Genomic DNA, 20,897 nt, shown 5'->3' with positions numbered 1-20,897 from the left:
ATCAGGTCCGGTTGGCAACTAACCTGTGGGGTTACACGCAGTTCGACCCCAAGGAGCGCACGTTGCTGGGAATGGTGCTGGCCGCCGGAGCCGGCCGCCGTCTAAGGCCCTACACCGACACTCTGCCCAAGGCGCTGGTGCCGGTCGACGGGGAGACGACGATCCTGGACATCGCCCTGGGCAACCTCGCCGCGGTGGACCTCCGCGAGGTCGTGGTGATCGTGGGATATCAGGCGCAGGCCGTCGTCGACCGCAAGGCGGCGCTCGAAGACCGCCACGGCGTCAACCTGACGCTGGTCTTCAACGACAAGGCCGAGGAGTGGAACAACGCCTACTCCCTCTGGTGCGCCCGCGACTACTTCTCCCACGGCGTGCTGCTGGTCAACGGCGACACCGTCCACCCCGTCTCGGTCGAGCACACCCTGCTGAACGCCCCCGAGACCAGCGACGTGCTGCTCGCGGTCGACGACGTGAAGACGCTCGGCGACGAGGAGATGAAGGTCACCCTCGGCGGTGAGCAGCTCAAGCGCATCACCAAGCTGATGGACCCCTCCGAGGCCTACGGCGAGTACATCGGCGCCACCCTCATCCGGCCGGGCGCGGCCGAGCGCCTGGCCGACGCGCTGCGCACCACCTTCGAGCGCGACCCCCAGCTCTACTACGAAGACGGCTATCAGGAGATGGTCGAGCGCGGCGAGACCATCCACGTCGCGCCGATCGGCGACGTGCGGTGGGTGGAGGTCGACAACCACGACGACCTCGCCAAGGCCCGCCTCATCGCCGCGACCTACTGAGAGGGGGGGCACATGCCGATTCTGGCGAGGATGCTCCCCGCACCCATCACCATGGAGGTGCGCCGGGGCGCGATCGCGCAGCTCGGGTCGCTGCTGGCCGACAGCCGGGTGGCGACCTCCGGGCGGGTGGCGGTGGCCGTGGGCGCGGGCCTGGGCGACCGCATCACCGAGGTCATCGCGCCCTCGCTGGGCGACGCGGAGGTCTTCCGGGTGCCCGACGGCTCGGTCGACGCGGCCGTCTCGCTCGGCGCCGACCTGCGCAAGGGCGCCTATGAGGCGCTGGTGGGCATCGGCGGCGGCAAGACCATCGACGCCACCAAGTACGCCGCCTCGCTGGCCGGCATCCCCATGGTCGCGGTGGCGACCAACCTGGCCCACGACGGCATCTGCTCGCCGACCGCCTCGCTCACCCACGAGAGCGGCAAGGGCTCGTTCGGCGTGCCGATGCCGGTGGCGATCATGGTCGACCTCGACTTCGTCCACGACGCCCCCCGGGCGCTGGTGCGCTCCGGGATCGGCGACGTGATCAGCAACCTGTCGGCGATCGAAGACTGGCAACTCGGCAACACCGAGCGCGGCGAGCCGATCGACGGGCTGGCCTGTTCCATGGCCCGCACGGCCGCCGAGGCCGTCATGGGGCGCGGCGACTCCATCGAGTCCGACGCGTTCCTGACCGTCTTGGCGGAGGCTTTGATTCTTTCCGGCATGTCGATGGTCATCGCCGGGTCAAGCCGTCCGGCGAGTGGCGGCGATCATGAGATCCTGCATGCCGTGGATCAGCTCTTCCCCGGTACGTCCAACCACGGCGAGCTGGCCGGCATCGGCGCCGCGTTCTGTTTCCACCTGCGCGACGACGAGGCCCGGCTGGGTCAGATCGTCGACTGCCTGCGCCGGCACGAACTGCCGGTCACCCACCTCGACGTGGGCCTGACCACCGAGCAGTTCGCCGAGGCCATCGCGCTGGCGCCGTCGACCCGTCCGGGTCGTTACACCATCCTTGAGCATCTCCGCCTGACCGAGGGCGAGATCCGTGATCGAGTTGAGGGTTATGTCCACGCCGTCGGTCGCTGAGGTCCGCGCCAAGGCGCAGCCCGAGATGACCCTGGAGCGCCGCAACGGGGAACACTGGGCGGGCCTGCTCTACATGCGCAAGCTGTCGATCTACGTCACCTGGGCGCTGGCCCGCACCCCCATCACGCCCAACCAGGTCACCGGCCTGATGATCGTGACCGGGGTGGCGGCGGGCGCGGTGCTGGTGCTGCCGGGCCTGGCCGCGGCCGTGCTGGCCGCCCTGCTGGTGCAGGTCTACCTGCTGCTCGACTGCTCCGACGGCGAGCTGGCCCGGTGGACCGGGCGCACCTCGCTGACCGGCGTCTACCTCGACCGGGTGGGCCACTACTTCGCCGAGGCGGCGATCCTCATCGGGCTCGGCTTCCGGGCCTCCGAGACCTGGCCCGATTGGTACACCGTGCTCGGCTTCGCCGCCGCGCTCGGCGCGATCCTGATCAAGTCGGAGACCGACCTGGTCGACGTCGCGCGGGCCCGCTCGGGGCTGGTCGCGGCGACCGAGGTGTCGGCCACCCAGTTCCAGTCGCGCAAGCTCGCCATGGCCCGCCGGGCGGCGGCCGCGCTGCGGTTCCACCGGGTGATCCAGGCGGTCGAGTTGTCACTTATCGTGGTGGTCGCGGCCATTCTCGACTTCTGGTTTCCGGCGACGAGGATTCTCGTCGTGGCGTGCGCGATCATCGCCGGAGTGCAACTTATTCTGCACCTGGTGAGCATTCTCGCCTCACGGCGGCTCGCTTGAGTTTTGCGGCGATCTCTCTTGCCCGGACACTTCGTGTTTGGTGGGTGTTCGCCGCTGGTTCCGATACGCTTAGTCCGGATTTGCCCGCCCAAATAGACTCGGTGATCATGAAATCGTGTGTCTCCCACCTCGTGCCGGGGCGATGACGCATGAAGATTTCCTGTGTCATCCTCACGATGGGTAACCGCATTCCGGAACTCGACCGCGCGGTCGAGTCGGCGTTGACGCAGGTCGACGGTGATATCGAAGTGGTCGTCGTGGGCAACGGGGTCGAGGTTCCGCCGCTTTCGGTGGAACCGCAGCCCGGGTCCTCGGCCACCATCAAGACCGTTCGCCTCACCCACAACGTCGGCATCCCCGAAGGGCGCAACCGGGGTGTGCAGGAGTGCTCGGGCGACGTCGTGCTCTTCCTCGACGACGACGGCTGGTACGCCAACGACAAGGTCGCCGCGCACATCCGCGAACGCTTCGCCGCCGAGCCCGACCTCGCGGTCATCTCCTTCCGGGTGATGGACCCCGACGCCGGGGTCGTGCAGCGCCGCCACGTGCCGCGCCTGCGGGCCGGCGACCCCGAGCGGAGCTCGCCCGTGACGACCTTCCTGGGCGGCGCCTGCGCCATCAGGCGCTCGGCGTTCCTCCAGGTCGGCGGCCTGCCGGAGAAGTTCTTCTACGCCCACGAGGAGACCGACCTGGCCTGGCGGCTGCTCGGCGAGGGCTACCGGATCGAATACGACGCCCAGACGGTCATGTTCCACCCGCTCGTGCTGCCCACCCGCCACGCCGACTTCTACCGGCTCAACGCGCGCAACCGCGTGTGGCTGGCCCGGCGCAACCTGCCGTGGCCGCTGGTGCTGCTCTACCTGGGCAACTGGATGTTGCTGACGCTCATCCGCGACCGCTCGCCGTTCGCGCTGCGCGCCTGGTTCCGCGGCTTCGCCGAAGGCTGGCGCGAACCGGCGGGCGAACGCCGCCCGATGGCGTGGCGGACGGCCTGGCACATGCTCAAGCTCGGCCGCCCGCCGATCGTCTAGAAGGCTTCGCCGAAGCTCATCGACACGTGCGCGGCCGTCATGGAGGCCAGCGCCCGCTTCGGCAGCCCGAGCTCGCTGAGTTCCTTGGCGATCGGATGGTTGCCCAGCCGGATCAGCGCGCCACCCGGCCGGGCCCTGACCCCCGACGCCCGCACACTCCAGCCGGTGCGCCGGGTGCCGCCGTCGCGGTGCGCGAACGCCTCCAGCGCCGGCAACCCGGCGTTCGGCAGCGGCACCCCCGGCCGGATCAGCAGGTCGAGCACCAGCCGCCCGTCCTTGCGCAGCACACAGCGCTTGTAGGGGGTCTTCTGGCGGACGTCGATGTCGGCCAGCTCCTTCGGGAAACCCCAGATCTCCCGGCCCGCCTCCAGCGTGAACGTCTGGTCGACCGGCAACCAGTGGACGAACGCCGCCGACCCGCTCGCCCGGACGTCGAGCACCCCTGCCCGCGCCGACCGGCGGGGCGGCGGCCCGGCCTCGGGTGGACGGACCCAGAAGACGACCCCGAACTCGTGGTAGGCCCCCAGGTCGGAGTCCTTGTACTCGGCGAAGACGAGCGTGCACAACGCCTTCCCCGGGAGGATCTCGGTCACGTCGAGCCCCGAGTAGGCGATCACCGCACGGGCCGCGTCGGCCCGCACGAGATAGGTCGCCGCGCCCGCCGCCGCGTCCCTGACCTCCACCGGAAGGTCCACCCGGCGGCCCTGGATGAGATGGCTAGCCATAACCCCAGTACATCAACGCGGGGCCGACCCGTACAGTCTCAGACGGCCACGGCGCGGTGCCCGCCGCGGACGGTCACCCGGCCGCGGGCCGAGGCCCAGTTCTCCAGCAGTGACACGAACTCCGGCGCCCGGTCGGGCCAGTGGTAGGCGGCCCGCGCCTCGGCGTGGCCGTCGGCGGCCGCCTTCGCGCGGCGCGCGGGGTCGTCGCGCAGCTCCAGCACCGCCCGGTAGGCGGCCGCCACGTCGCCGAACGGCACGACCGTGCCGCAGCCCCTCATCGCCTCGACGGCCTTGGGCAGCGGCGTCGTGATGACGGGCACGCCCTGGGCCATGTACTCGATCACCTTGGTCGGCGTCGACTCGCGGTAGTTGGGCACGTCGTGCAGCAGCGACAGGCCGGCCAGCGCGCCCTGGGCCATCCGCAGGGCGTGCTTGTTGGGGACGTAGCCGAACCAGTCGAGCAGGCCGGTCCGCTGGGCGTCGCGGAGCATCGGCCGCACGTCGGCGTCGGCGGGGCCGATCAGGTCGAGCCTGATGCCGTGGGGCCGCAGCAGCCTCGCCAGCTCGATCATCTCGGTGGCGCCGCGCGCCGCGGAGATGTGGCCGACGTACACCACCCGCGACTCACCCGGCGGGGGCGGCGCGGTCTCGGCGACGTAGGTGTGGTTGGGCACCACCGGGTGGTCGGCGGCGAACCGGGCCCGGTAGGACTCCTCGGCCAGGATCAGGTGCAGCCGCCGCTCGGCCCGCGCCTCCAGGTTGCGCAGCAGCGGCGGCAGCGTGGTGCGCGCGAACTCCGGCAGGTACGGCTTCGCGTCGAGCGCGGCCACCGTGTCCTCGTGCACGTCCCACACCGTCGCCGGACGCCGCCTCGGCAGCGCCAGGAGCAACTCGATGTCGTGCACCAGCAGAAGATCGGCGTCGGCGCAGCCCCGCTTCAGCGCGCTCCGCGCCGCGCGCAGCGCCTTGGCCCGGTGCAGCCCGACGGCCCGGGGCACGTCGATGGCCCGGATCTCCGGCTGCGGCGTCACGTTGCAGTGCGTGAACGGCGCGACGTAGGTGACCTGGTGACCGGCGTCCAGCAGCGCCCGGATCTGCCGGTGCATGATCCGGGCGTCCTCCGGATGGTGGACGACCGTGCCGACACATACCTTCATGCAGCGAGGCTGACCGGCAGGTCCGACATGCCCGGATGCGGGGCGTTAACCGCAGCCGAACTACGGTTGAACTTCCGCCTGTGGTTTCCGGTAGAGCCAGGTCAGACGCGGTTCGAGCAGCCACTTGAAGATGGACCGGGTGATCGGCAGGCAGAGGATTATCGCCAGTACGAAGGAGCTCGCGATGATCGCCAGGGTGCCCAGCGGGCCTTCGAGCCACTCCAGCTTCAGTAAGCCGAAGTCCTTCAGGATCAGGATCGGGATGCCGTGGAGAAGGTAGGCGTACAGGGTCCGGACGCCGAGGTCGCTGAACCAGGTCTCCCGCTTGGGGATGATCGCCAGCACGGAGAAGCACAACGCCAGCACGCCGACCAGGAACGCCAGGCGGAAGCCGAGGGCGTACCACCACTCCTGGTTGAGGTCGGCGTAGCTGTACCGGTTGTAGAAGATCTTCAGGCCGATCTGGGGCGCGAGCACGATCGCGGCGGCCGTCCAGGCCGCCAGGACGAACGCGCCGATCATGCGCACCCACGACTTGTGCAGCCACTCGAAGTGCTCCGGCTTGAGGACCATGCCGAGCACGAAGAACGGCAGCAGGCCGAAGAACCGGTCCATGCTGAAGTCCTGTTCGAGCTGCGAGAAGCCCGAGATCAGATAGACCACGACCGCGACGGTGAACGGCCAGCGCACCCGCTTCCACACCGGGACCGTCACCCGCCAGAGCAGCAGGGCGACCAGATACCAGTTGAGCCAGGCCGGGTCGGTGATGGTCAGCGACCACTTGCCGCCCAGGCCCCAGCGCAGCAGGGCGTAGCCGACCTCCACGATCACGTAGGGGATGAGGATCGTGTCGACGAGCTTGTTGACCTTGCCCCGGGAGTCCCAGAAGTTCCGCGACAGGTAGCCGCTGATCATCACGAACAGCGGCATGTGGAAGGCGAACGCCCAGATGTACCCGGCCTTGTTCGCCGGGTTCGCGCCGACCGTGTCGCGCAGCGCGTGGCTGGAGATGACCAGCGCGATCAGCACGAACTTGACGTTGTCGAGGTGGTGCGAGCGCGGCTTCTTGGCCGGGCTGGGCTCCTCCACCTCGGTGTACGCCGGCGGCGCCGTCGTCGGCGGGGTCGCGGCCCACGCGGGGAGCGGCATGGACGGGGACTCGGGGAACCCTCCCGTCGTGCCGCCGGTGTGACCGCCCGTCTGCGCGCCGACGGCCGCGAACGAGTCGGTCTGGAAGCTCTCGAACCCGGGCGGCTGGGTGGGCAGCGGCGCCGACGGCGGGTCGTAGGGGGAGCGGCGGCGCTGCCACGGGCTCCAGTCGGCGGGCGGGTCAGGGTAGTCGACCGCTCCCATGCCGGGGGGCGTCTGCTGGGCGTGCGGAATGCGCTGACCCTGCTGCGGGTCGGGCGTGTGGGGGATACGCGTGGCCGTCTGCGGGTGGGGCTGCTGCACGGGCTTGGGCGCGCCGCCGCCGAAGTAGTCGAACCCCTCGGCGGGCGCGTCGTCGACCGGGGGCCGCCGATCGCGGGGCTTGCGCTGCGGCAACGGGTCGGCGGAGGAGGTCTGGGTGGGCGCGGCGAGCGGCCCGCCCCCGGGCGCGCCGGAGCCGGGGAAGGAGCCGGTGGTGCCGGGGCTGCCGGAGCCGGGGAAGGAGGCGGTGGTGCCGGGTGCGCCGGTGCCCGGGAAGGAACCAGGGGTTCCGTATGCGCCGGTGCCGGCGAAGGATGCGTGGTCGCCGGAGCCGGGGAAGGGGCCAGGGGTTCCGTATGCGCCGGTGCCCGAGAAGGATGCCGGGTCGCCGGTTCCGGGCATGCCGAATCCGCCCGTGCCCGAGGCCGAACCCGGTTCGCCGGGGAACCGGGCCGCAGAGCCAGGGGCGCCACTGCCGGGGAAGGATCCGGGGGTTCCGGACGTGCCCGCGCCGTCAAAAGGGCCGGGGAAGGGGGACTGGCCGGTGTCCGGGCCGGGCTTCTGGGGCGCGAAGGAGTCGGCCAGATGGCCGCCTGAGGCGTAGGGGTTCTGCGGAACCTGCTGCGGGCCGGTCGAGTGCACCCCGTGGGCATGGGGGCCGGCGCCGAGGTCGATCGCTCGCTGGGGGCTCGTCATCGACGGGTCGTGGTCGTCGACCGGCTGGCCGGGGGCCAAGGGGTCGCCCTGGATGGCGGGGAGGTCGAGGTGGGTGTCGTCGGTGATCCGGCCCATCACCCCCGTTGGTGCGTCTTCAGCGTCCGGATTCGGAACCGGGGGGCGGTTTCGGATGTCGCTCACGTGTCACTCACGGAAGAACGCTCAGCTATCTGTCAGAGGACGGAACCAGACGAGGCCTGACAAACGCCCCCAGGGTGGCAGAAGGGAGACCGGGGCGCCCAGGCCGGACACCCCACCTTAACGTTCTTGTCGCCGCGATGTCGCAGGAGGGCGGAATCTCCGGGAAATCCCAAAAAGCGCCCTCCTGCGGCCGAAAAGCCTGCCGAAACCCGGGGATCAGGTCGCGCAGATGTCGGTGTTCGCGTCGACCGTCGACTCGTCTTCGGCCGCCGACAGCGGGACCTTGACGCCGCCGAAGTCCTTGCCCACCACGAGCTGGATGATCGGGCCGACGGCCTTCTTCGGCTTGCCCGGCGCGGGGGTGGTCGGCGTGAACGGCTTGACGTTGGCCACCGGCAGCGGCGTCGTCGACGGGTCGACCGTCTTCAGCAGCGACGCGATGAGGAGCTTGGAGCCCTCCCAGCCCTCGCCCTTGTAGGCGACGGAGGTGGTCTCCTGGTCGGAGCCGTCGGCCTTGCGGCCGTCGCCGATCTGGGTGACCTTGAAGCCCTGCGCGGTCAGCGCCTCGGCGACCTCGCTGGCCTTGCCGGTGGTGTTGGTGCCGTTCACGACCTGGACCCGCACCTGCGCGGCCTCGGTCGGCTTCGGCGCCGGCGGCGCGGAAGGCTTGGCCTCGCCGCCGCCCTGGTCGGAGCCGCCCTCGGCGGGCGCGGCCGACGGAGGCGGGGTCGGGGCGGCCGTGGAGACCGCGCTGTCGGTGCGGATGGCCGCGAACAGGTTGTCGGCCTGCGGCTGCTTCCACTGCACCCGGTTGGAGTCGGCCACGTAGGCCTCGACCGGCACGGTCATCGCCTTGAAGCCCTTGGCGGTCAGCTTCTGGGCGCTCTGCGCGATCTGGATCAGCGTCTCGGTGTTGAGCTGGTCGTCCATCTCGACCGAGCCGGTCGCGGCGCCGATGAACTCGGCGAGCTTCGGCAGGTCGCCGATCAGGTCGCTGCTGGTGGCCTTCTTCACGACCTGCGAGAGGAAGACCTGCTGGCGCTTGATGCGCTCCAGGTCGCTGCCGTTGCCGATCTTGCGGATGCGGACGTAGCCGAGCGCGGCCTCGCCCTTCACGATCTGGCGGCCGGCCGGGAGGTTCAGCTTGGAGGCGCGGTCGTTCACGGCCTGGGGCAGGCAGATCTCGATGCCGCCGAGCGCGTTGACGATGTTCTTGAAGCCGGTGAAGTCGACCTTGATGAAGTGGTCGACGCGGATCTGGGTGAGCGACTCGATCGTGCGGATCGTGCAGACGATGCCGCCCAGGTTGAAGGCCGAGTTGATCATGCCGAGCTGGGCCGGCATCGGCTGCTTGGTCTGCATGTTGTCGCACGACGGGATCTGCACCATCGAGTCGCGCGGGAAGCTGATCAGCCGGGCCTGGTCGCGCTGCGGCGACACGTGCAGCAGCATGATCGTGTCGGTGCGCTCGGTGTGGTCTTCGCGGGCGGCCTTCTGGCCGTAGCGGGCGTTGTCGCCCTGACGGGTGTCGGAGCCGACCAGCAGCACGTTGAGCGCGCCGGTCTGGTTCTGCGGGCGGTTGGTGCCCAGGGCGTCGGTGACGTTGGTGGTCTGGATGTTGCCGAGCGTGCGGCGGTAGACCGTGTAGGCGGTCAGGCTGCCGGCCACCAGCACGGTGGTGAGCACCACGCTCACCCAGCCCAGTGCGCCGAGGCCCGCCTTCGCCCGGCCGCGGCCACCCGAGCCGCCGTTGCCGGGGGCCTGCGGCGGGGGACCGGGCGGCGCGCCCATGCCCATGCCCGCGACGGGAGCGGTGTAGGCCGCCTGCTGAGCCGAGGCGGCCGTCGTGGCGGCGCCGACCGCGACGGGGACCTCGTCGAAGTCGTCTTCGCCGTCGTTCTTGCGGCGCTTCAGCCAGCGGAACCGGCGCGGCTCGTCGTCGTCATCGTCCCAGCGGTCGCCGACGCCCCAGCGGTGCTCGTCGAAGTCGGGGTCGCCCTCGGTCTCGCGGCGGCGGGCGGACTGCTCGGCGTACATGGGCGGCGGCTCGAACACGGGCTGCTGCGGGACGCCGGGGTTGCCGCCGCCATAGGAGTAAGCACCGGTGCCCCAACCGGGTTGGTCGGACGAGGGGACGTGCCGGTGGTCGCTCATACCGTCTCCTCGACTGAACACACGTCGAAGGCAGAGGCGTCGTGGATGATTCGCTCGCTCATTGCGCCTTCGAGATTAGGTCACGATGCGGTCGCCCGGCCCAGCGATCTCCGATTTGGGCTGGCGGACAGCATACTCATTTGCGGACATTTCACGGTATGCGGTTGTACTGAGCTTTACTTGCATTTCACTGACGTCGCAGGTGAAAGGGCCATCGCGGCGGCCAGGAACGCCAGGGGGGCGGCGGGCAGAACGTACCGATAGTCGAAGACCGCCGTGGCGGCCGGGACGACCAGGAGCGCCCATGCGACCGCCCACGGAATGAGGACGTCCGAACGCCGCATCGCGATGACGGGAACGAGCAGGACGAGCAGGAGCAGTGGCCCCGGTAGCGCCAGCACACTCTGATAGGTACGGAGCCAGCCCGCCACAGGTTCGATCACTTGCGTGGAAATGGGCCCGTTCTCGTATCGGCGGGCGAGTTCGACCCCGAGTGTGTCGCGTGTCCGCGGCTCGGCCGGGACCGTGACGGGGAACTCGTAGGCGGCGTACACCTCGGGGTTCGGGTAGACCGGCCGGCCGGGCTCGAACGCCCTGACCAGATCCCGGGCGACCGCCGCGAGATAGTCGCCCGGCTGCCGGGCGATGGCGAGCAGCGCGAACCGCTGCGCGAGGGCGTCGTTCGCCGCCGTGAAGGTCTCGCCGGGCAGCCTGACCAGCGGAGAGGCGTCGTCCCAGACGTAGTCCTGGGCGGGCGGCCTCGGGTCGCGGTCGTCGCAGAGCACGGCGAGGTCGGCGGGCGGCTTCATGACCTGGCATTCGGCGAAGGGCATGACGCGGACGTAAAGGAAGGCCCCGTTGGCCCCCACGATTCCCACCCGGTCGTGCGCCGCGTGGAACCACACCCCGTAGGCGACGACGGGCACCAGCGCCCCGGCCGCGAAGACCGCCGTCCACCTGCGGGCGCGCCATCCGTACAGGACCAGGAAGACGACGATCAGCGGCAATCCGGCGGTCCGCGTGATCGTCGCCGCCGCCAGCAGCACCCCGACCGCGAGCGCCGTGCGCCACGTGACCGGCTTCAGCGCCAGCACGGTCGCCGCGACGACGAGGAACAGGAAGAGCGTGTCGGAGACGAGCAGGTGTTCGAGCTGGATCTGGTACGCGTCGAGCAACACCACCGCCGCCGCGACCACCCCGAGGACCTTCCGCCGGATCGCGGTGTAGATCAGCACGGCGGTGGCGAGTCCCAGCAGATGCTGGACGACCACCACCAGCCCGAAACTGTGGAACGGCTCGAACAACCGCAGGAAGAACGAGTACCCGGCCGGCCGGACGAGATCGGGCCGGGGCCTGATCGCCGTCACGACATAGGTGTAGGTGTCGGGAAACCAGAGCGCCGGCTGATAACCGACCACGGCCAGCACCCGCAGCAGCAGCCCGACGCCGAACACCCCGGAGAACCAGGGGTTCTCCCGCACCCACGCGAGCCCCCGGCGCATCCGCGAGGGCATCGCGGGCGCGGCCCGGCGCTCGGCGCTCACGTCCTCAGCGGTCACGCGACCGACTCATCCGATCGCCGGACACCCGGCACGACCGGGGCGTCAACGCCGCGAAGAACAGCCTGGCGGCAGGTCGTGCCGTGTCCTCCTGTGGAGCTGACGTCAGACATTCCGGGTCCTCCCGGGTGCGGTCGGCCGTGAAGCGGGAACCCCGGCCCGTGAGAGCCGGAATCCCCGCCTCTAGAGCTGGGAGTGGTCAACGGGCTCCAGGTCAGGCGCGCGTCGACCGGCCACGCTACACCGCTAGGCTCTCGCCCATTCGCGCGCTGAGGATCGACCTGTCACCGGGACGGCTGCTGGCCGTCGGGTCGGTGCTGCCCGCGCTGGCCCTGTCGGGCTGGTTGTCGGCTGGGCTGGCGCTGGTCTTCCTCGGCTGGTTCGGCGTCTGGCAGATGATCCTGCTGGGGGTCCCGGCGGCGGCGCTGTTCGTCTGGGCGGGGTGGCCGAAGGACACGGTCGAGTCGACGTGGTGGCAGGCCGGATCGGTGTTCCTGGTCGCCGCCGCGTCGGGGGTGTTCAACACCGTCTACGCCTCGCAGCAGTACATCGTCCGCCGCGACCCGGCCACCTACCAGCAGTACGCCATCTGGTTGCGGGAACACGGCGGGTTGCCGATCGCGCCGGCGGTGGAGGCGTTCGGCGGCGGCGACGACGCGCTGCGGTTCGCGAGCATGGGGTTCTACGCCCACGACGGCGCGATCGTGCCGCAGTTCATGCCGGGCGCGCCGATCCTCTACGCCTCCGGGTTCACCCCGGCGCTGCTCGGCGCGCTGGCCGTGCTGACCGTCGGGGGAGTGACCGCCCGGCTCGTGCACGCGCGGTTCGCCTGGATCGGGACGCTGGCGTTCGCGGTCGCGATGCCGATCCTGTACACCTCGCGGACCACCTTCAGCGAGATCCCGTCGCTGGTGCTGCTGTTCGGCGGCATCGCCCTGGTGCTGACCGGGCGGCGGATGTTCGTGGCCGGGCTGGTGTTCGGGCTGGCCCTGCTGATCCGGATCGACGGGCTGCGCGACATCCTGCCCGTGCTCGTCTTCGGCGTCGTGGCGCAGCGAAGACTGCTGGCCGGTGTCGTCCTCGGCGGCGGGATCGGGTTCGGCGCGGGGTTCGTGTTGTCCCGCCCCTACTTCGACTACCTGAGCGGCTCGCTGTTGCCGTTGCTGGCGATCTGCGCGGTGGTGCTGGTCGTCGCGCCGTTCGTGAAGAAGGTGCCACGCCGGCTGCCGGACGTCGCGGCGGCCGGGGTGGTGCTCGGCGTGCTCGCCCTCGCGGTCAGGCCGCTGGTCGAGACGGTGAAAAGACCGGTGACCAACCCGGAGGACGAACTCACCGCCCAGATGATCGAGGCGGTGCAGAAGGCCAACGGGCTCCCACTCGATCGCACACGTCTCTATTACGAGGATTCGCTCTACTGGGTCATCTGGTACGTCGGCCTCCCGGCCCTCCTCCTCGCCGTCTTCGGCGCGTTCACGCTGATGCGCAGGATGGAGAAGCCGTGGCTGCTGCCGACGGCGATCATCCTGTGGACCACCGTCACCACGCTCTACCGCCCGGCCATCACCGCCGACCACCCGTTCGCCGCCCGCCGCCTGGTCCCGGTGATCATCCCGGGGCTGATCCTGCTGGCGGTGTGGGGCGCGCGGAGGCTGCCCGTCTGGGCGACCGCCGCGTTGCTGCTCGTCCCGCCGGTCATCACCTCGATCGGCACCGCGTTCACCCCGATCGAGAAGGGGGAGCTGGCCGCCGTGCGGAAGATGTGCGACGCGATCCCCGACGGCTCGACGGTCCTGATCGTCGAGCGGGTGACCGGCGACCGGCTCACCCAGGTGGTCAGGGGCCAGTGCGGCTTCCCGACGGCCAGAGTCGCCTACCCGGAAGGGGAGAGCGTCCCGCTCGAAGCCGATGTCCGCAGGATCATCGCCAAAACGCATCGCCCCGTGCTGCTCGCGGCCGAGCCCGGACAGCTCACCGCCTACGGCACGCCCCGGCAGGTCATGGCCCTGCGGACCCGCCAGGACGAGCGTTCTCTTGTCAAAGCGCCTGACGGAACGTGGTCGCTGAGCGTGGACGTCTGGCTCGCCGTGCCGTGATGTGCGGTCGGGGTGCGACTGGGCAGAGTACCCTCTTCCGACGTGGACATGCCCCCGGAGAGTGGACCAGTGGTGAGCGACAACCCCTACGTCACGATCGTGCTGCCCTGCTACAACGAGCAGGACCATGTGATCGACGAGGTCGAGCGCATCAGCGCGGCCATGGACTCCTCGGGTTACACCTACGAGCTGGTCGCCGTCGACGACTGCTCGACCGACGCCACGCTGGAGCGGCTGCGCGAGGCTGCGCCGCGTTTCCCGAACATGCGCATCCGCGCCTTCCACCGCAACGGCGGCTCGGGCACGGTCCGGCGCATCGGGTCGCAGGAGGCCCGCGGCGAGATCGTCGTGTGGACCGACGCCGACATGACCTACCCGAACGAGCGCATCCCCGACCTGGTCCAGATCCTGGAGAAGGACCCGACGGTCGACCAGGTCGTCGGCGCCCGCACCACGGAAGAGGGCTCCCACAAGCTGCTCCGGGTGCCGGCCAAGTGGGTGATCCGCAAGGTCGCCGAACGGCTGGCCGGGCAGAAGATCCCCGACCTGAACTCGGGCCTGCGGGCGTTCCGCAAGTCGGTCGCCAAGCCCTATCTGCGGCTGCTGCCGCCCGGGTTCTCGTGCGTCACCACGATCACGCTGGCGTTCCTGTCGAACCAGCACGACGTCTACTACCTGCCGATCGACTACGCCAAGCGGGCCGGCAAGTCGAAGTTCAGCTTCTTCGGCGACGCCTACCGCTACATCCTGCAGGTGCTGCGGATGATCATGTACTTCAACCCGCTCAAGGTCCTGATGCCGCCCGCCCTGTGGCTGGTCGGGATCGGCCTGGTCAAGGGCGCCTACGACGTGGTCAACTACGGCTTCTACCTGACCAGCAACGCCATCGTGATCTTCCTGTCCGGCATGCTCATCGGTTCGGTCGCGCTGCTGGCCGACCTGATCGTGCGATCCCGCGGCAACGAGTGATGCGCGTCGCGATCGTCGGGCCGACCTTCCCCTACAAGGGCGGCGGCGCCCAGCACACGACCGAGCTCGCCCACCGCCTCGCGCGGGCCGGGCACGACGTCGTGATCGAGTCGTGGAAGGCGCAGTATCCGTCGTTCCTCTATCCGGGCGTGCAGACCATCGACACCCCCGAGGGCGAACCCTTCCCGGGCACCCGGCGCAGCCTCGACTGGCGCCGCCCCGACGGCTGGGTGGCCTGCGGCCGCCGCCTGCGCGGCGCCGACCTGGTGGTCCTCACCGTGCTGAGCCCGGTCCAGGTCCCGCCCTATCTCGGCATCCTGTACGGCCTGCGCCGCCAGGCCCGCGTCGTCGCGCTCTGCCACAACGTCCTGCCCCACGAGACCAAGCCCTACGACCGGCCGCTGATGAAGGCGCTGCTCAGGCGGGTCGACGGCGTGCTGGCGCACTCGGAGGCGCAGGCGACGCTGGCGCGCGAGCTGGGCCAGCCGTTCGTGAAGGTCGCGCCCCTGCCGCCCCACCTGCCGTCGGCGGGGGTCACCGGCGAGGGCGGGCTGAACCGGCGGTTGTTGTTCTTCGGCATCGTCCGCCCGTACAAGGGCCTCGACCTGCTGCTCCGCGCGCTGGCCCAGGTGCCCGGCGTGGGGCTGACCGTGGCCGGGGAGTTCTGGGGCGGCACCGAGGCGACCACGGCGCTGATCCGGGAGCTCGGCCTGGCCGACCGGGTCGAACTGCGTCCCGGTTACGTCTCCGCCGACGAGGTGCCGAAGCTGTTCGCCGGGGCCGACGCGCTCGTGCTGCCCTACCGGTCGGCGACCGCCTCCCAGAACGTGTGGCTCGGGCACGAGCACGGTGTCCCGGTCATCGCCACACGGGTCGGCGCGCTGGCCGACAATGTGACCGACGACGTCGACGGGCTGCTGGTCGAACCGGGCTCCGCCGACGCCCTCGCCGACGCCCTGCGCCGGTTCTACGAACCGGGCACCCCCGAGCGTCTCCGGACCGGGGTCAAGGCGGTCGACCCCGAGCCGTACTGGTCCGCCTACCTGGCCGCGCTCTGACCGTTCAGCAGGTTCAGCAAGAGGAAGGACGCCCGTGGGCACCGAACGCGCCGCGCAACTGGAGTACTCCGAGTTCCAGTCGGCGATGCTCGACGAGGCCAAGCGCCGCCGCAAGGCCGCCAAGATCATCGCGGTGCTGGCCCACTTCCTGGGCCGGGGCGACCGACCCCTTGAGGGCCTGACCGTCGCCGACATCGGCTGCTCGGCCGGGTTCATCGCCGACGAGCTGGCCCTGGCCGGGGCCCGGCACACCTTCGGCATCGACATCGACGTCCCGGGCTTGCGCAAGGCCGCCGGGCGGTTCGGCGAGCGGGTGGCGTTCGTGTGCGGCGACGGGACCCGGCTCCCGTTCCCCGACGGCTCCGTCGACGTCCTGGTCTTCAACCACATCTACGAGCACGTCGTCGACCCCGACGCGGTGATCGCCGACATGCACCGGGTGCTGGCCGACGACGGCGTGCTCTACCTGGGCCTGGGCAACCGCCTGGGCATCATGGAACCCCACTACAAGCTGCCGTTCCTCTCCTACCTGCCGCCCCGCGCGGCCGACCGGTACGTGCGGGCGTTCGGGCGGGCCGACAACTACTACGAGCGTTTCCGGACCCGCGGCGGCCTGCGGCGGATGCTGGCCGACTTCCACGTGTGGGACTACACCTTCCCCGTCCTGGCGACACCCGAGGCCTTCGCGGGCGGCGAGTTGTTCGCGGGCGCGGCGGGCAGGGCGGCGAAGGCGACCCTGGAGAAGACGCCCCGGCCGGCACTGCGGGCCCTGCTGCCGATCGTGCCCACGTATATCTGGGTGGCGACCAAGTCCGCGCGCCGCCCGGCGGGCGTCGTGTTGCCCCAGCCGCCGGAGTCGGTGCCGACCCGAACCTCGGCGTCGTGACAAAGGCTGATAAATCCGGCGTGGCAGCGAACGGCGCGGCGAGCGGACCAGGCGAACACGGGATGCAGGGCGGCCCCGATGAACCCGGGCACGTCAGCGGGCCCGGCGGCTCTCGCGAGCCTGGGGGCGGCCCGGATCTCGGCGAGACCTCAGTGGTGCCGGCGCGTAGGCCGGTGCTCAAGAAGGTCGTCCGTTTCGGGTTTCTCGCCGTCGCCCTCGGGTTCGGGGTCTGGGCGGTCGTCTCCCAGTGGGAGGCCATCAGCGCCGGGCTGGCCCGGCTCTCCTGGCCGGTGCTCGGGGTGTCGCTGGTCGCGGTCGTCGGGGCGCTGCTGGCCGGGATGCTCATGTGGCGGGCCCTGCTGGCCGATCTCGGGTCGCCGTTGCGGTTCGCCGACGCCGCGAAGATCTTCTTCGTCGGGCAACTCGGGAAGTACATCCCCGGGTCGGTCTGGCCCGTCCTCGCCCAGATGGAGATGGGCAGGGACCACGGCATCCCGCGGGCCAGGAGCGCGGCGGCGTTCTTCCTGACGTACCCGATCTATCTCGCGACCGGGCTGCTGGTCGCCGTGGCCACCCTGCCCGCCTTCGCGGGCGACTCGGTCGCGGGGTACGCCTGGTTGCTGCTCCTGCTGCCGGTGCTCGCGGTGGGGCTGCATCCGAAGGTCGTCAACGGGGTGCTGAACCTGGGGTTCCGGCTGCTCAGGCGGCCGCCGATGGAACGGCCGCTGACCGCCCGGGGGGTGCTGACCTCCACCGGGTGGGCCTTCGCCGGGTGGGCGGCCTACGGGGCCCAGCTCGCGGTGATCGTCCACGGGCTGGGGGCGACCGGGCCGAGAGCCGTCGTGCTCAGCTTCGGGGCGTTCGCGCTCGCCTGGTGCCTGGGGTTCGTGTTCGTGCTGGCTCCGGCGGGGGCGGGGGTGCGGGAGGTCGCCATGGTGGCGGCGCTGGCCCCGGTGCTCGACCAGGGGTCGGCCATCGCGGCGGCGCTGGTGTCACGTGTGGTGGTCTCGGTGGGTGATCTGATCTGTGCGGCCTTCGCGGGTTGGCGGGCCCGCAAAACGGAAAAAACCGTGGAATAGCTACGGAATCCGTTTCTGGAACGCGGCGAATCGTGTGATTTCGCTCATGATTGGCGTTCCAGGCGGCCTACAGTGAATGACAAGGGCGAAGGAAATCGGGGCCTTCCGTCACGTTCTTCCTTCGCCGCGCGTTGAGGGGAGCGATCTCGTTGAAACCCCGAGTGCTCGTTGACGCCGCGGCCGTACCGGCCGACCGAGGCGCCCTGATCCGATACGTCGACGGATTGCTCGCCGCGCTCGACCAGCAGGGCGCCGACCTCGTCATCGTCTGCCAGCGGGCCGACGCCGAACGGTACGCCCGGCTCGCCCCCGGCGCGACGATCATGCCCGGCCCCCACGCCATCGCCAACCGCGGCGCCCGCCTCGTCTGGGAGCAGACCGGGGTGCCGCTGCTGGCCCAGAAGGTCGGCGCCGACGTGATCCACGCGCCCTACTACTCGGTGCCGCTGCGCTCCGAGGTGCCGAGTGTGGTGACCGTGCACGACGTCGCCTGCTTCACCGAGGCCGACCAGTACGAGTCCGACCGCGCCGCCTTCTTCCGCTCGGCCACCAAGACCGCCGTCCGGGCCGCCCGCCGGGTGATCACCCCGTCGAAGGCCACCCGCGACGAGCTCATCCGGGTCGTCGGCGCCGACCCGACCCGCATCGACGTCGCCTACCACGGCGTCGACCCCGACCTGTTCCGCCCGCCGGCCGAGGCCGAGGTCCGCCGGGTGACCAGCCGGCTGGGCATCCACGGCCGCCCCTACATCGCGTTCGTCGGCCCGGCCGAACCGCGCAAGAACGCGCCCAACCTGATCAGGGGCTTCGCCCGGGCCGTCGAGGGCCGGGAGAACCCGCCCGCGCTGGTCATCGCCGGGCCCGCCGAGAGCGGCCGGGAGGTCGAGGCGGCCATGCGGTCGCTGCCCGAGGGCGTCACGGTCGTGCGGACCGGCTATCTGCCCTTCGGCGACCTGGCCGGGTTCTACGGCGGCGCGCTGGTGGCGGCGTTCCCGTCGCGCTGCGAGGGGTTCGGCATGCCCGTGCTGGAGGCGATGGCGTGCGGGGCCCCGGTTCTGACGACGCGGCGCACGTCTCTCCCGGAGGTCGGCGGGGACGCGGTGGCGTACACGGAGCCCGATTCCGAGAGCATCGGGGCGGCGCTGCGGGCGCTGCTCGATTCACCCGCCCGACGTGTCGAATTGGGCGCCGCGGGGCTCGCGAGAAGCCGTGAATTCACGTGGCAGATGTCCGCGCACGCACATCTGGTTTCCTATCAGCGTGCGACGGAACATTGAGTTAGCCTCGCCCATGTGACGGAGCCTTCTTTGCCCCAACCCGGTCAGCTTGAGGCGATTCTCCTGGTCGGCGGGCAGGGGACGCGGCTACGCCCGCTGACCCTCTTCACCCCCAAACCGCTGCTCCCCACCGCGGGAGTGCCGTTCCTCGCCCACCAGCTCGCCAAGGCGCGGGCCTGCGGAGTGACCCGGATCGTCTTCGCGACCTCCTACAAGGCCGAGATGTTCGCCGACGCGTTCGGCGACGGGTCGGCGTTCGGTCTCCAGATCGTCTACATGACCGAGGAGACCCCGCTCGGCACCGGCGGCGCGATCCGCAACGCGGCGGAGGGGCTGACCGTCACCGGCGACGCGCCGGTGCTGGTGCTCAACGGCGACATCCTCTCGGGTCACGACATCACCGCCCAGGTCGCCCGCCACGTCGAGAACGACGCCGCCGTCACGCTCCATCTCACCGAGGTCGACGACCCGTCGCGGTTCGGCTGCGTGCCGACCGACGAGCGGGGCCGGGTGACGGCGTTCCTGGAGAAGACCCCCAACCCCGTGACCAACCGGATCAACGCCGGTTGCTACGTGTTCCGGCGTTCGGTCATCGACACGATCCCGCCCGGCGAGGTCGTCTCGGTCGAGCGGCAGACCTTCCCCGGCCTCATCGAGTCGGGCCACACGGTCATGGGCTTCGCCGACTCCTCCTACTGGCTCGACGTGGGCACTCCGGCGGCGTTCGTCCAGGGCTCCGCCGATCTCGTACGCGGCCTCCTCGCCTCCCCCGCCCTGCCCGGCGCGCCGGGGGAGGCGCTGCTGCTCGACGGCGCGGCCGTCTCGCCCGAGGCCAAGGTCACGGGCGGTTCGGTGATCGGCGCCAGGGCCGCCGTGGGAGCCGGGGCGACCGTGCGCGGTAGCGTGGTGGCCGACGACGCGGCCATCGCGCCCGGCGCGACGGTGATCGACTCGGTGATCGGGGCGGGCGCCACGGTCGCCGAGGGGGCGGTGGTGCGCGAGACGGTCGTCGGCGACGGGGCGTCCATCGGGGCGCGGAACGAACTGACGGCGGGAGCCCGGGTGTGGCCCGGCGTCGACCTGCCGGAATGCGCGGTGAGATTCTCCAGCGATGCCTGAACGAAGTTGGCGCCCCGACGGTCCGCTGGACCTGGGGCTGACGGTGGCGCCGCACCGGCACGGCTCGGGAGACCCCGTCTGGCAGAGCACGCCAGACGGGGCGTTCTGGCGTGCCTGCCGGACCCCTGAAGGCCCCGGAACCCTCCGGATCTCCGTCGTCGCGGGTCAGGTCCACGGCCTGGCGTGGGGGCTCGGGGCCGAATGGCTCCTGGAGACGATGCCCGACCTGCTCGGCGCGGCCGACGACCCGGCCGGGTTCGGCGCGCTGCTCGACGCGATGGGCGACGACCCGGTCGCCGGGTTCCTCAAGAGACTGCACCTGAGCGCCCCGGGGATGCGGATCGGCCGGGCCGGACGGATCTTCGAGGCGCTGGTGCCGGCCGTGCTGGAGCAGAAGGTGGTGGGCCGGGAGGCGTTCCGGGCCTGGCGCCGGCTGGTGCGGAAGTACGGCGACCCCGCTCCCGGGCCGGGCCCCGAAGGCCTCAGGGTGCCGCCGTCGCCCGGCACCTGGCGGCTCGTGCCGTCGTGGGACTGGCACCGGGCGGGGGCGGAGGCCGTACGGGCCCGCACGATCGTCAACGCGGCCCGCCACGAGGGGAAGCTGGAGACGGCGAGCACCACGTGGGAGGCCGACCGCCTGCTCCGCGCTCTGCCCGGCATCGGCGTCTGGACCTCCGCCGAGATCCGCCAGCGGGTCTGGGGCGACGCCGACGCCCCGAGCGTGGGCGACTTCCACATCCCCGGCCTGGTCGGCTACGCCTTCACCGGCGAGAAGACCGACGACGAGGGCATGCTCCGGCTGCTCGAACCCTTCGCCGGGCACCGCCACCGGGTGGTCCGCCTGATCGAGCTCAGCGGACGCCGCCCCCCGGGCCGGGGCCCGCGCATGGCTCCCCGCGACTACCGCAATTTCTGATCAAC

At 71.0% G+C, this 20,897-nt stretch carries 17 protein-coding genes; 12 read left to right on the top strand and 5 right to left on the bottom strand.

Annotated features, from left to right (window positions below):
• Window positions 1-62 precede the first annotated feature (62 nt).
• The 4 genes from AW273_RS02510 to AW273_RS02495 all read left to right on the top strand — a co-directional run bounded on the left by AW273_RS02510 (window position 63) and on the right by AW273_RS02495 (window position 3,632).
• Complete coding sequence (locus AW273_RS02510; protein WP_062344743.1) at window positions 63-794, top strand: phosphocholine cytidylyltransferase family protein; 732 nt, start codon at window positions 63-65, stop codon at window positions 792-794.
• A 30-nt stretch (window positions 795-824) separates the two neighbouring features.
• Entirely contained in the window at window positions 825-1,865 is a 1,041-nt protein-coding gene (locus AW273_RS02505; protein WP_062345395.1) for an iron-containing alcohol dehydrogenase family protein, read from the top strand.
• The gene (locus AW273_RS02500) at window positions 1,843-2,601 is read left to right on the top strand and encodes a CDP-alcohol phosphatidyltransferase family protein (protein WP_062344741.1); all 759 of its coding nucleotides are present in this window, start codon (window positions 1,843-1,845) and stop codon (window positions 2,599-2,601) included. Before AW273_RS02505 ends, AW273_RS02500 begins: the two co-directional genes overlap by 23 nt.
• Window positions 2,602-2,750: 149 nt before the next feature.
• Window positions 2,751-3,632, top strand: coding sequence for a glycosyltransferase family 2 protein (locus AW273_RS02495; RefSeq protein WP_062344739.1), 882 nt, complete (start codon window positions 2,751-2,753; stop codon window positions 3,630-3,632).
• On the opposite strand, the gene AW273_RS02490 is transcribed toward AW273_RS02495, so the two are convergent.
• The 5 genes from AW273_RS02490 to AW273_RS02470 form a co-directional block, all read right to left on the bottom strand.
• Complete coding sequence (locus AW273_RS02490; protein WP_062344737.1) at window positions 3,629-4,357, bottom strand: acetoacetate decarboxylase family protein; 729 nt, start codon at window positions 4,355-4,357, stop codon at window positions 3,629-3,631. The two genes, AW273_RS02495 and AW273_RS02490, sit on opposite strands and share 4 nt — an antisense overlap.
• A gap of 38 nt (window positions 4,358-4,395) precedes the next feature.
• Window positions 4,396-5,514 carry a glycosyltransferase family 4 protein gene (locus AW273_RS02485; RefSeq protein ID WP_062344736.1) on the bottom strand — a complete coding sequence of 373 codons (1,119 nt, stop codon included), beginning with the start codon at window positions 5,512-5,514 and terminating at the stop codon, window positions 4,396-4,398.
• 60 nt (window positions 5,515-5,574) lie between these two features.
• A complete protein-coding gene (locus AW273_RS39000) occupies window positions 5,575-7,716 on the bottom strand; it encodes an acyltransferase family protein (protein ID WP_062344734.1) in 2,142 nt (713 codons plus the stop codon).
• Between the two features lie 282 nt (window positions 7,717-7,998).
• Entirely contained in the window at window positions 7,999-9,936 is a 1,938-nt protein-coding gene (locus AW273_RS02475; RefSeq protein ID WP_062344732.1) for an LCP family protein, read from the bottom strand.
• A gap of 176 nt (window positions 9,937-10,112) precedes the next feature.
• Window positions 10,113-11,495, bottom strand: coding sequence for a hypothetical protein (locus AW273_RS02470; RefSeq protein WP_062344729.1), 1,383 nt, complete (start codon window positions 11,493-11,495; stop codon window positions 10,113-10,115).
• Window positions 11,496-11,809: 314 nt separating this feature from the next.
• Between AW273_RS02470 and AW273_RS02465 the strand changes: the two genes are divergently transcribed.
• The 8 genes from AW273_RS02465 to AW273_RS02430 all read left to right on the top strand — a co-directional run bounded on the left by AW273_RS02465 (window position 11,810) and on the right by AW273_RS02430 (window position 20,892).
• The gene (locus AW273_RS02465) at window positions 11,810-13,588 is read left to right on the top strand and encodes a hypothetical protein (protein ID WP_232327027.1); all 1,779 of its coding nucleotides are present in this window, start codon (window positions 11,810-11,812) and stop codon (window positions 13,586-13,588) included.
• A gap of 48 nt (window positions 13,589-13,636) precedes the next feature.
• Window positions 13,637-14,557: a glycosyltransferase family 2 protein gene (locus tag AW273_RS02460; RefSeq protein WP_062344727.1), complete on the top strand. Its 921-nt coding sequence runs from the start codon at window positions 13,637-13,639 to the stop codon at window positions 14,555-14,557.
• Window positions 14,557-15,615, top strand: coding sequence for a glycosyltransferase family 4 protein (locus AW273_RS02455; RefSeq protein WP_062344725.1), 1,059 nt, complete (start codon window positions 14,557-14,559; stop codon window positions 15,613-15,615). Before AW273_RS02460 ends, AW273_RS02455 begins: the two co-directional genes overlap by 1 nt.
• Before the next feature lie 34 nt (window positions 15,616-15,649).
• Window positions 15,650-16,501, top strand: coding sequence for a class I SAM-dependent methyltransferase (locus AW273_RS02450; protein WP_198167969.1), 852 nt, complete (start codon window positions 15,650-15,652; stop codon window positions 16,499-16,501).
• A gap of 155 nt (window positions 16,502-16,656) precedes the next feature.
• Window positions 16,657-17,580 carry a lysylphosphatidylglycerol synthase transmembrane domain-containing protein gene (locus AW273_RS02445; protein ID WP_232327026.1) on the top strand — a complete coding sequence of 308 codons (924 nt, stop codon included), beginning with the start codon at window positions 16,657-16,659 and terminating at the stop codon, window positions 17,578-17,580.
• Between the two features lie 161 nt (window positions 17,581-17,741).
• Window positions 17,742-18,857 (top strand): glycosyltransferase family 4 protein, encoded by a 1,116-nt coding sequence (locus AW273_RS02440; RefSeq protein ID WP_198167968.1) that lies wholly within the window; start codon window positions 17,742-17,744, stop codon window positions 18,855-18,857.
• A gap of 30 nt (window positions 18,858-18,887) precedes the next feature.
• On the top strand, window positions 18,888-19,976 hold the full coding sequence (gene manB, locus AW273_RS02435) for a mannose-1-phosphate guanylyltransferase (protein ID WP_062344717.1): 1,089 nt from the start codon (window positions 18,888-18,890) through the stop codon (window positions 19,974-19,976).
• Complete coding sequence (locus AW273_RS02430; RefSeq protein WP_062344715.1) at window positions 19,969-20,892, top strand: DNA-3-methyladenine glycosylase family protein; 924 nt, start codon at window positions 19,969-19,971, stop codon at window positions 20,890-20,892. The genes manB and AW273_RS02430 overlap by 8 nt, the downstream gene beginning before the upstream one ends.
• Window positions 20,893-20,897: the final 5 nt, after the last annotated feature.

It is taken from the genome of Herbidospora yilanensis, assembly GCF_001570565.1.
Lineage (GTDB): Bacteria > Actinomycetota > Actinomycetes > Streptosporangiales > Streptosporangiaceae > Herbidospora > Herbidospora yilanensis.
The sequence above is the reverse complement of the archived record's forward strand: the minus strand, read 5'-3'. Positions and strand labels throughout refer to the sequence as shown.

What these genes read in the sequence shown, in the direction of transcription:
- AW273_RS02505 (WP_062345395.1), top strand. Translation starts at nt 825, where the DNA reads ATGCTCCCCGCACCCATCACCATGGAGGTGCGCCGGGGCGCGATCGCG.
- AW273_RS02500 (WP_062344741.1), top strand. Translation starts at nt 1,843, where the DNA reads ATGTCCACGCCGTCGGTCGCTGAGGTCCGCGCCAAGGCGCAGCCCGAG.
- AW273_RS02495 (WP_062344739.1), top strand. Translation starts at nt 2,751, where the DNA reads ATGAAGATTTCCTGTGTCATCCTCACGATGGGTAACCGCATTCCGGAA.
- AW273_RS02490 (WP_062344737.1), bottom strand. Translation starts at nt 4,357, where the DNA reads ATGGCTAGCCATCTCATCCAGGGCCGCCGGGTGGACCTTCCGGTGGAG.
- AW273_RS02485 (WP_062344736.1), bottom strand. Translation starts at nt 5,514, where the DNA reads ATGAAGGTATGTGTCGGCACGGTCGTCCACCATCCGGAGGACGCCCGG.
- AW273_RS39000 (WP_062344734.1), bottom strand. Translation starts at nt 7,716, where the DNA reads ATGGGCCGGATCACCGACGACACCCACCTCGACCTCCCCGCCATCCAG.
- AW273_RS02475 (WP_062344732.1), bottom strand. Translation starts at nt 9,936, where the DNA reads ATGAGCGACCACCGGCACGTCCCCTCGTCCGACCAACCCGGTTGGGGC.
- AW273_RS02460 (WP_062344727.1), top strand. Translation starts at nt 13,637, where the DNA reads ATGCCCCCGGAGAGTGGACCAGTGGTGAGCGACAACCCCTACGTCACG.
- AW273_RS02455 (WP_062344725.1), top strand. Translation starts at nt 14,557, where the DNA reads ATGCGCGTCGCGATCGTCGGGCCGACCTTCCCCTACAAGGGCGGCGGC.
- AW273_RS02430 (WP_062344715.1), top strand. Translation starts at nt 19,969, where the DNA reads ATGCCTGAACGAAGTTGGCGCCCCGACGGTCCGCTGGACCTGGGGCTG.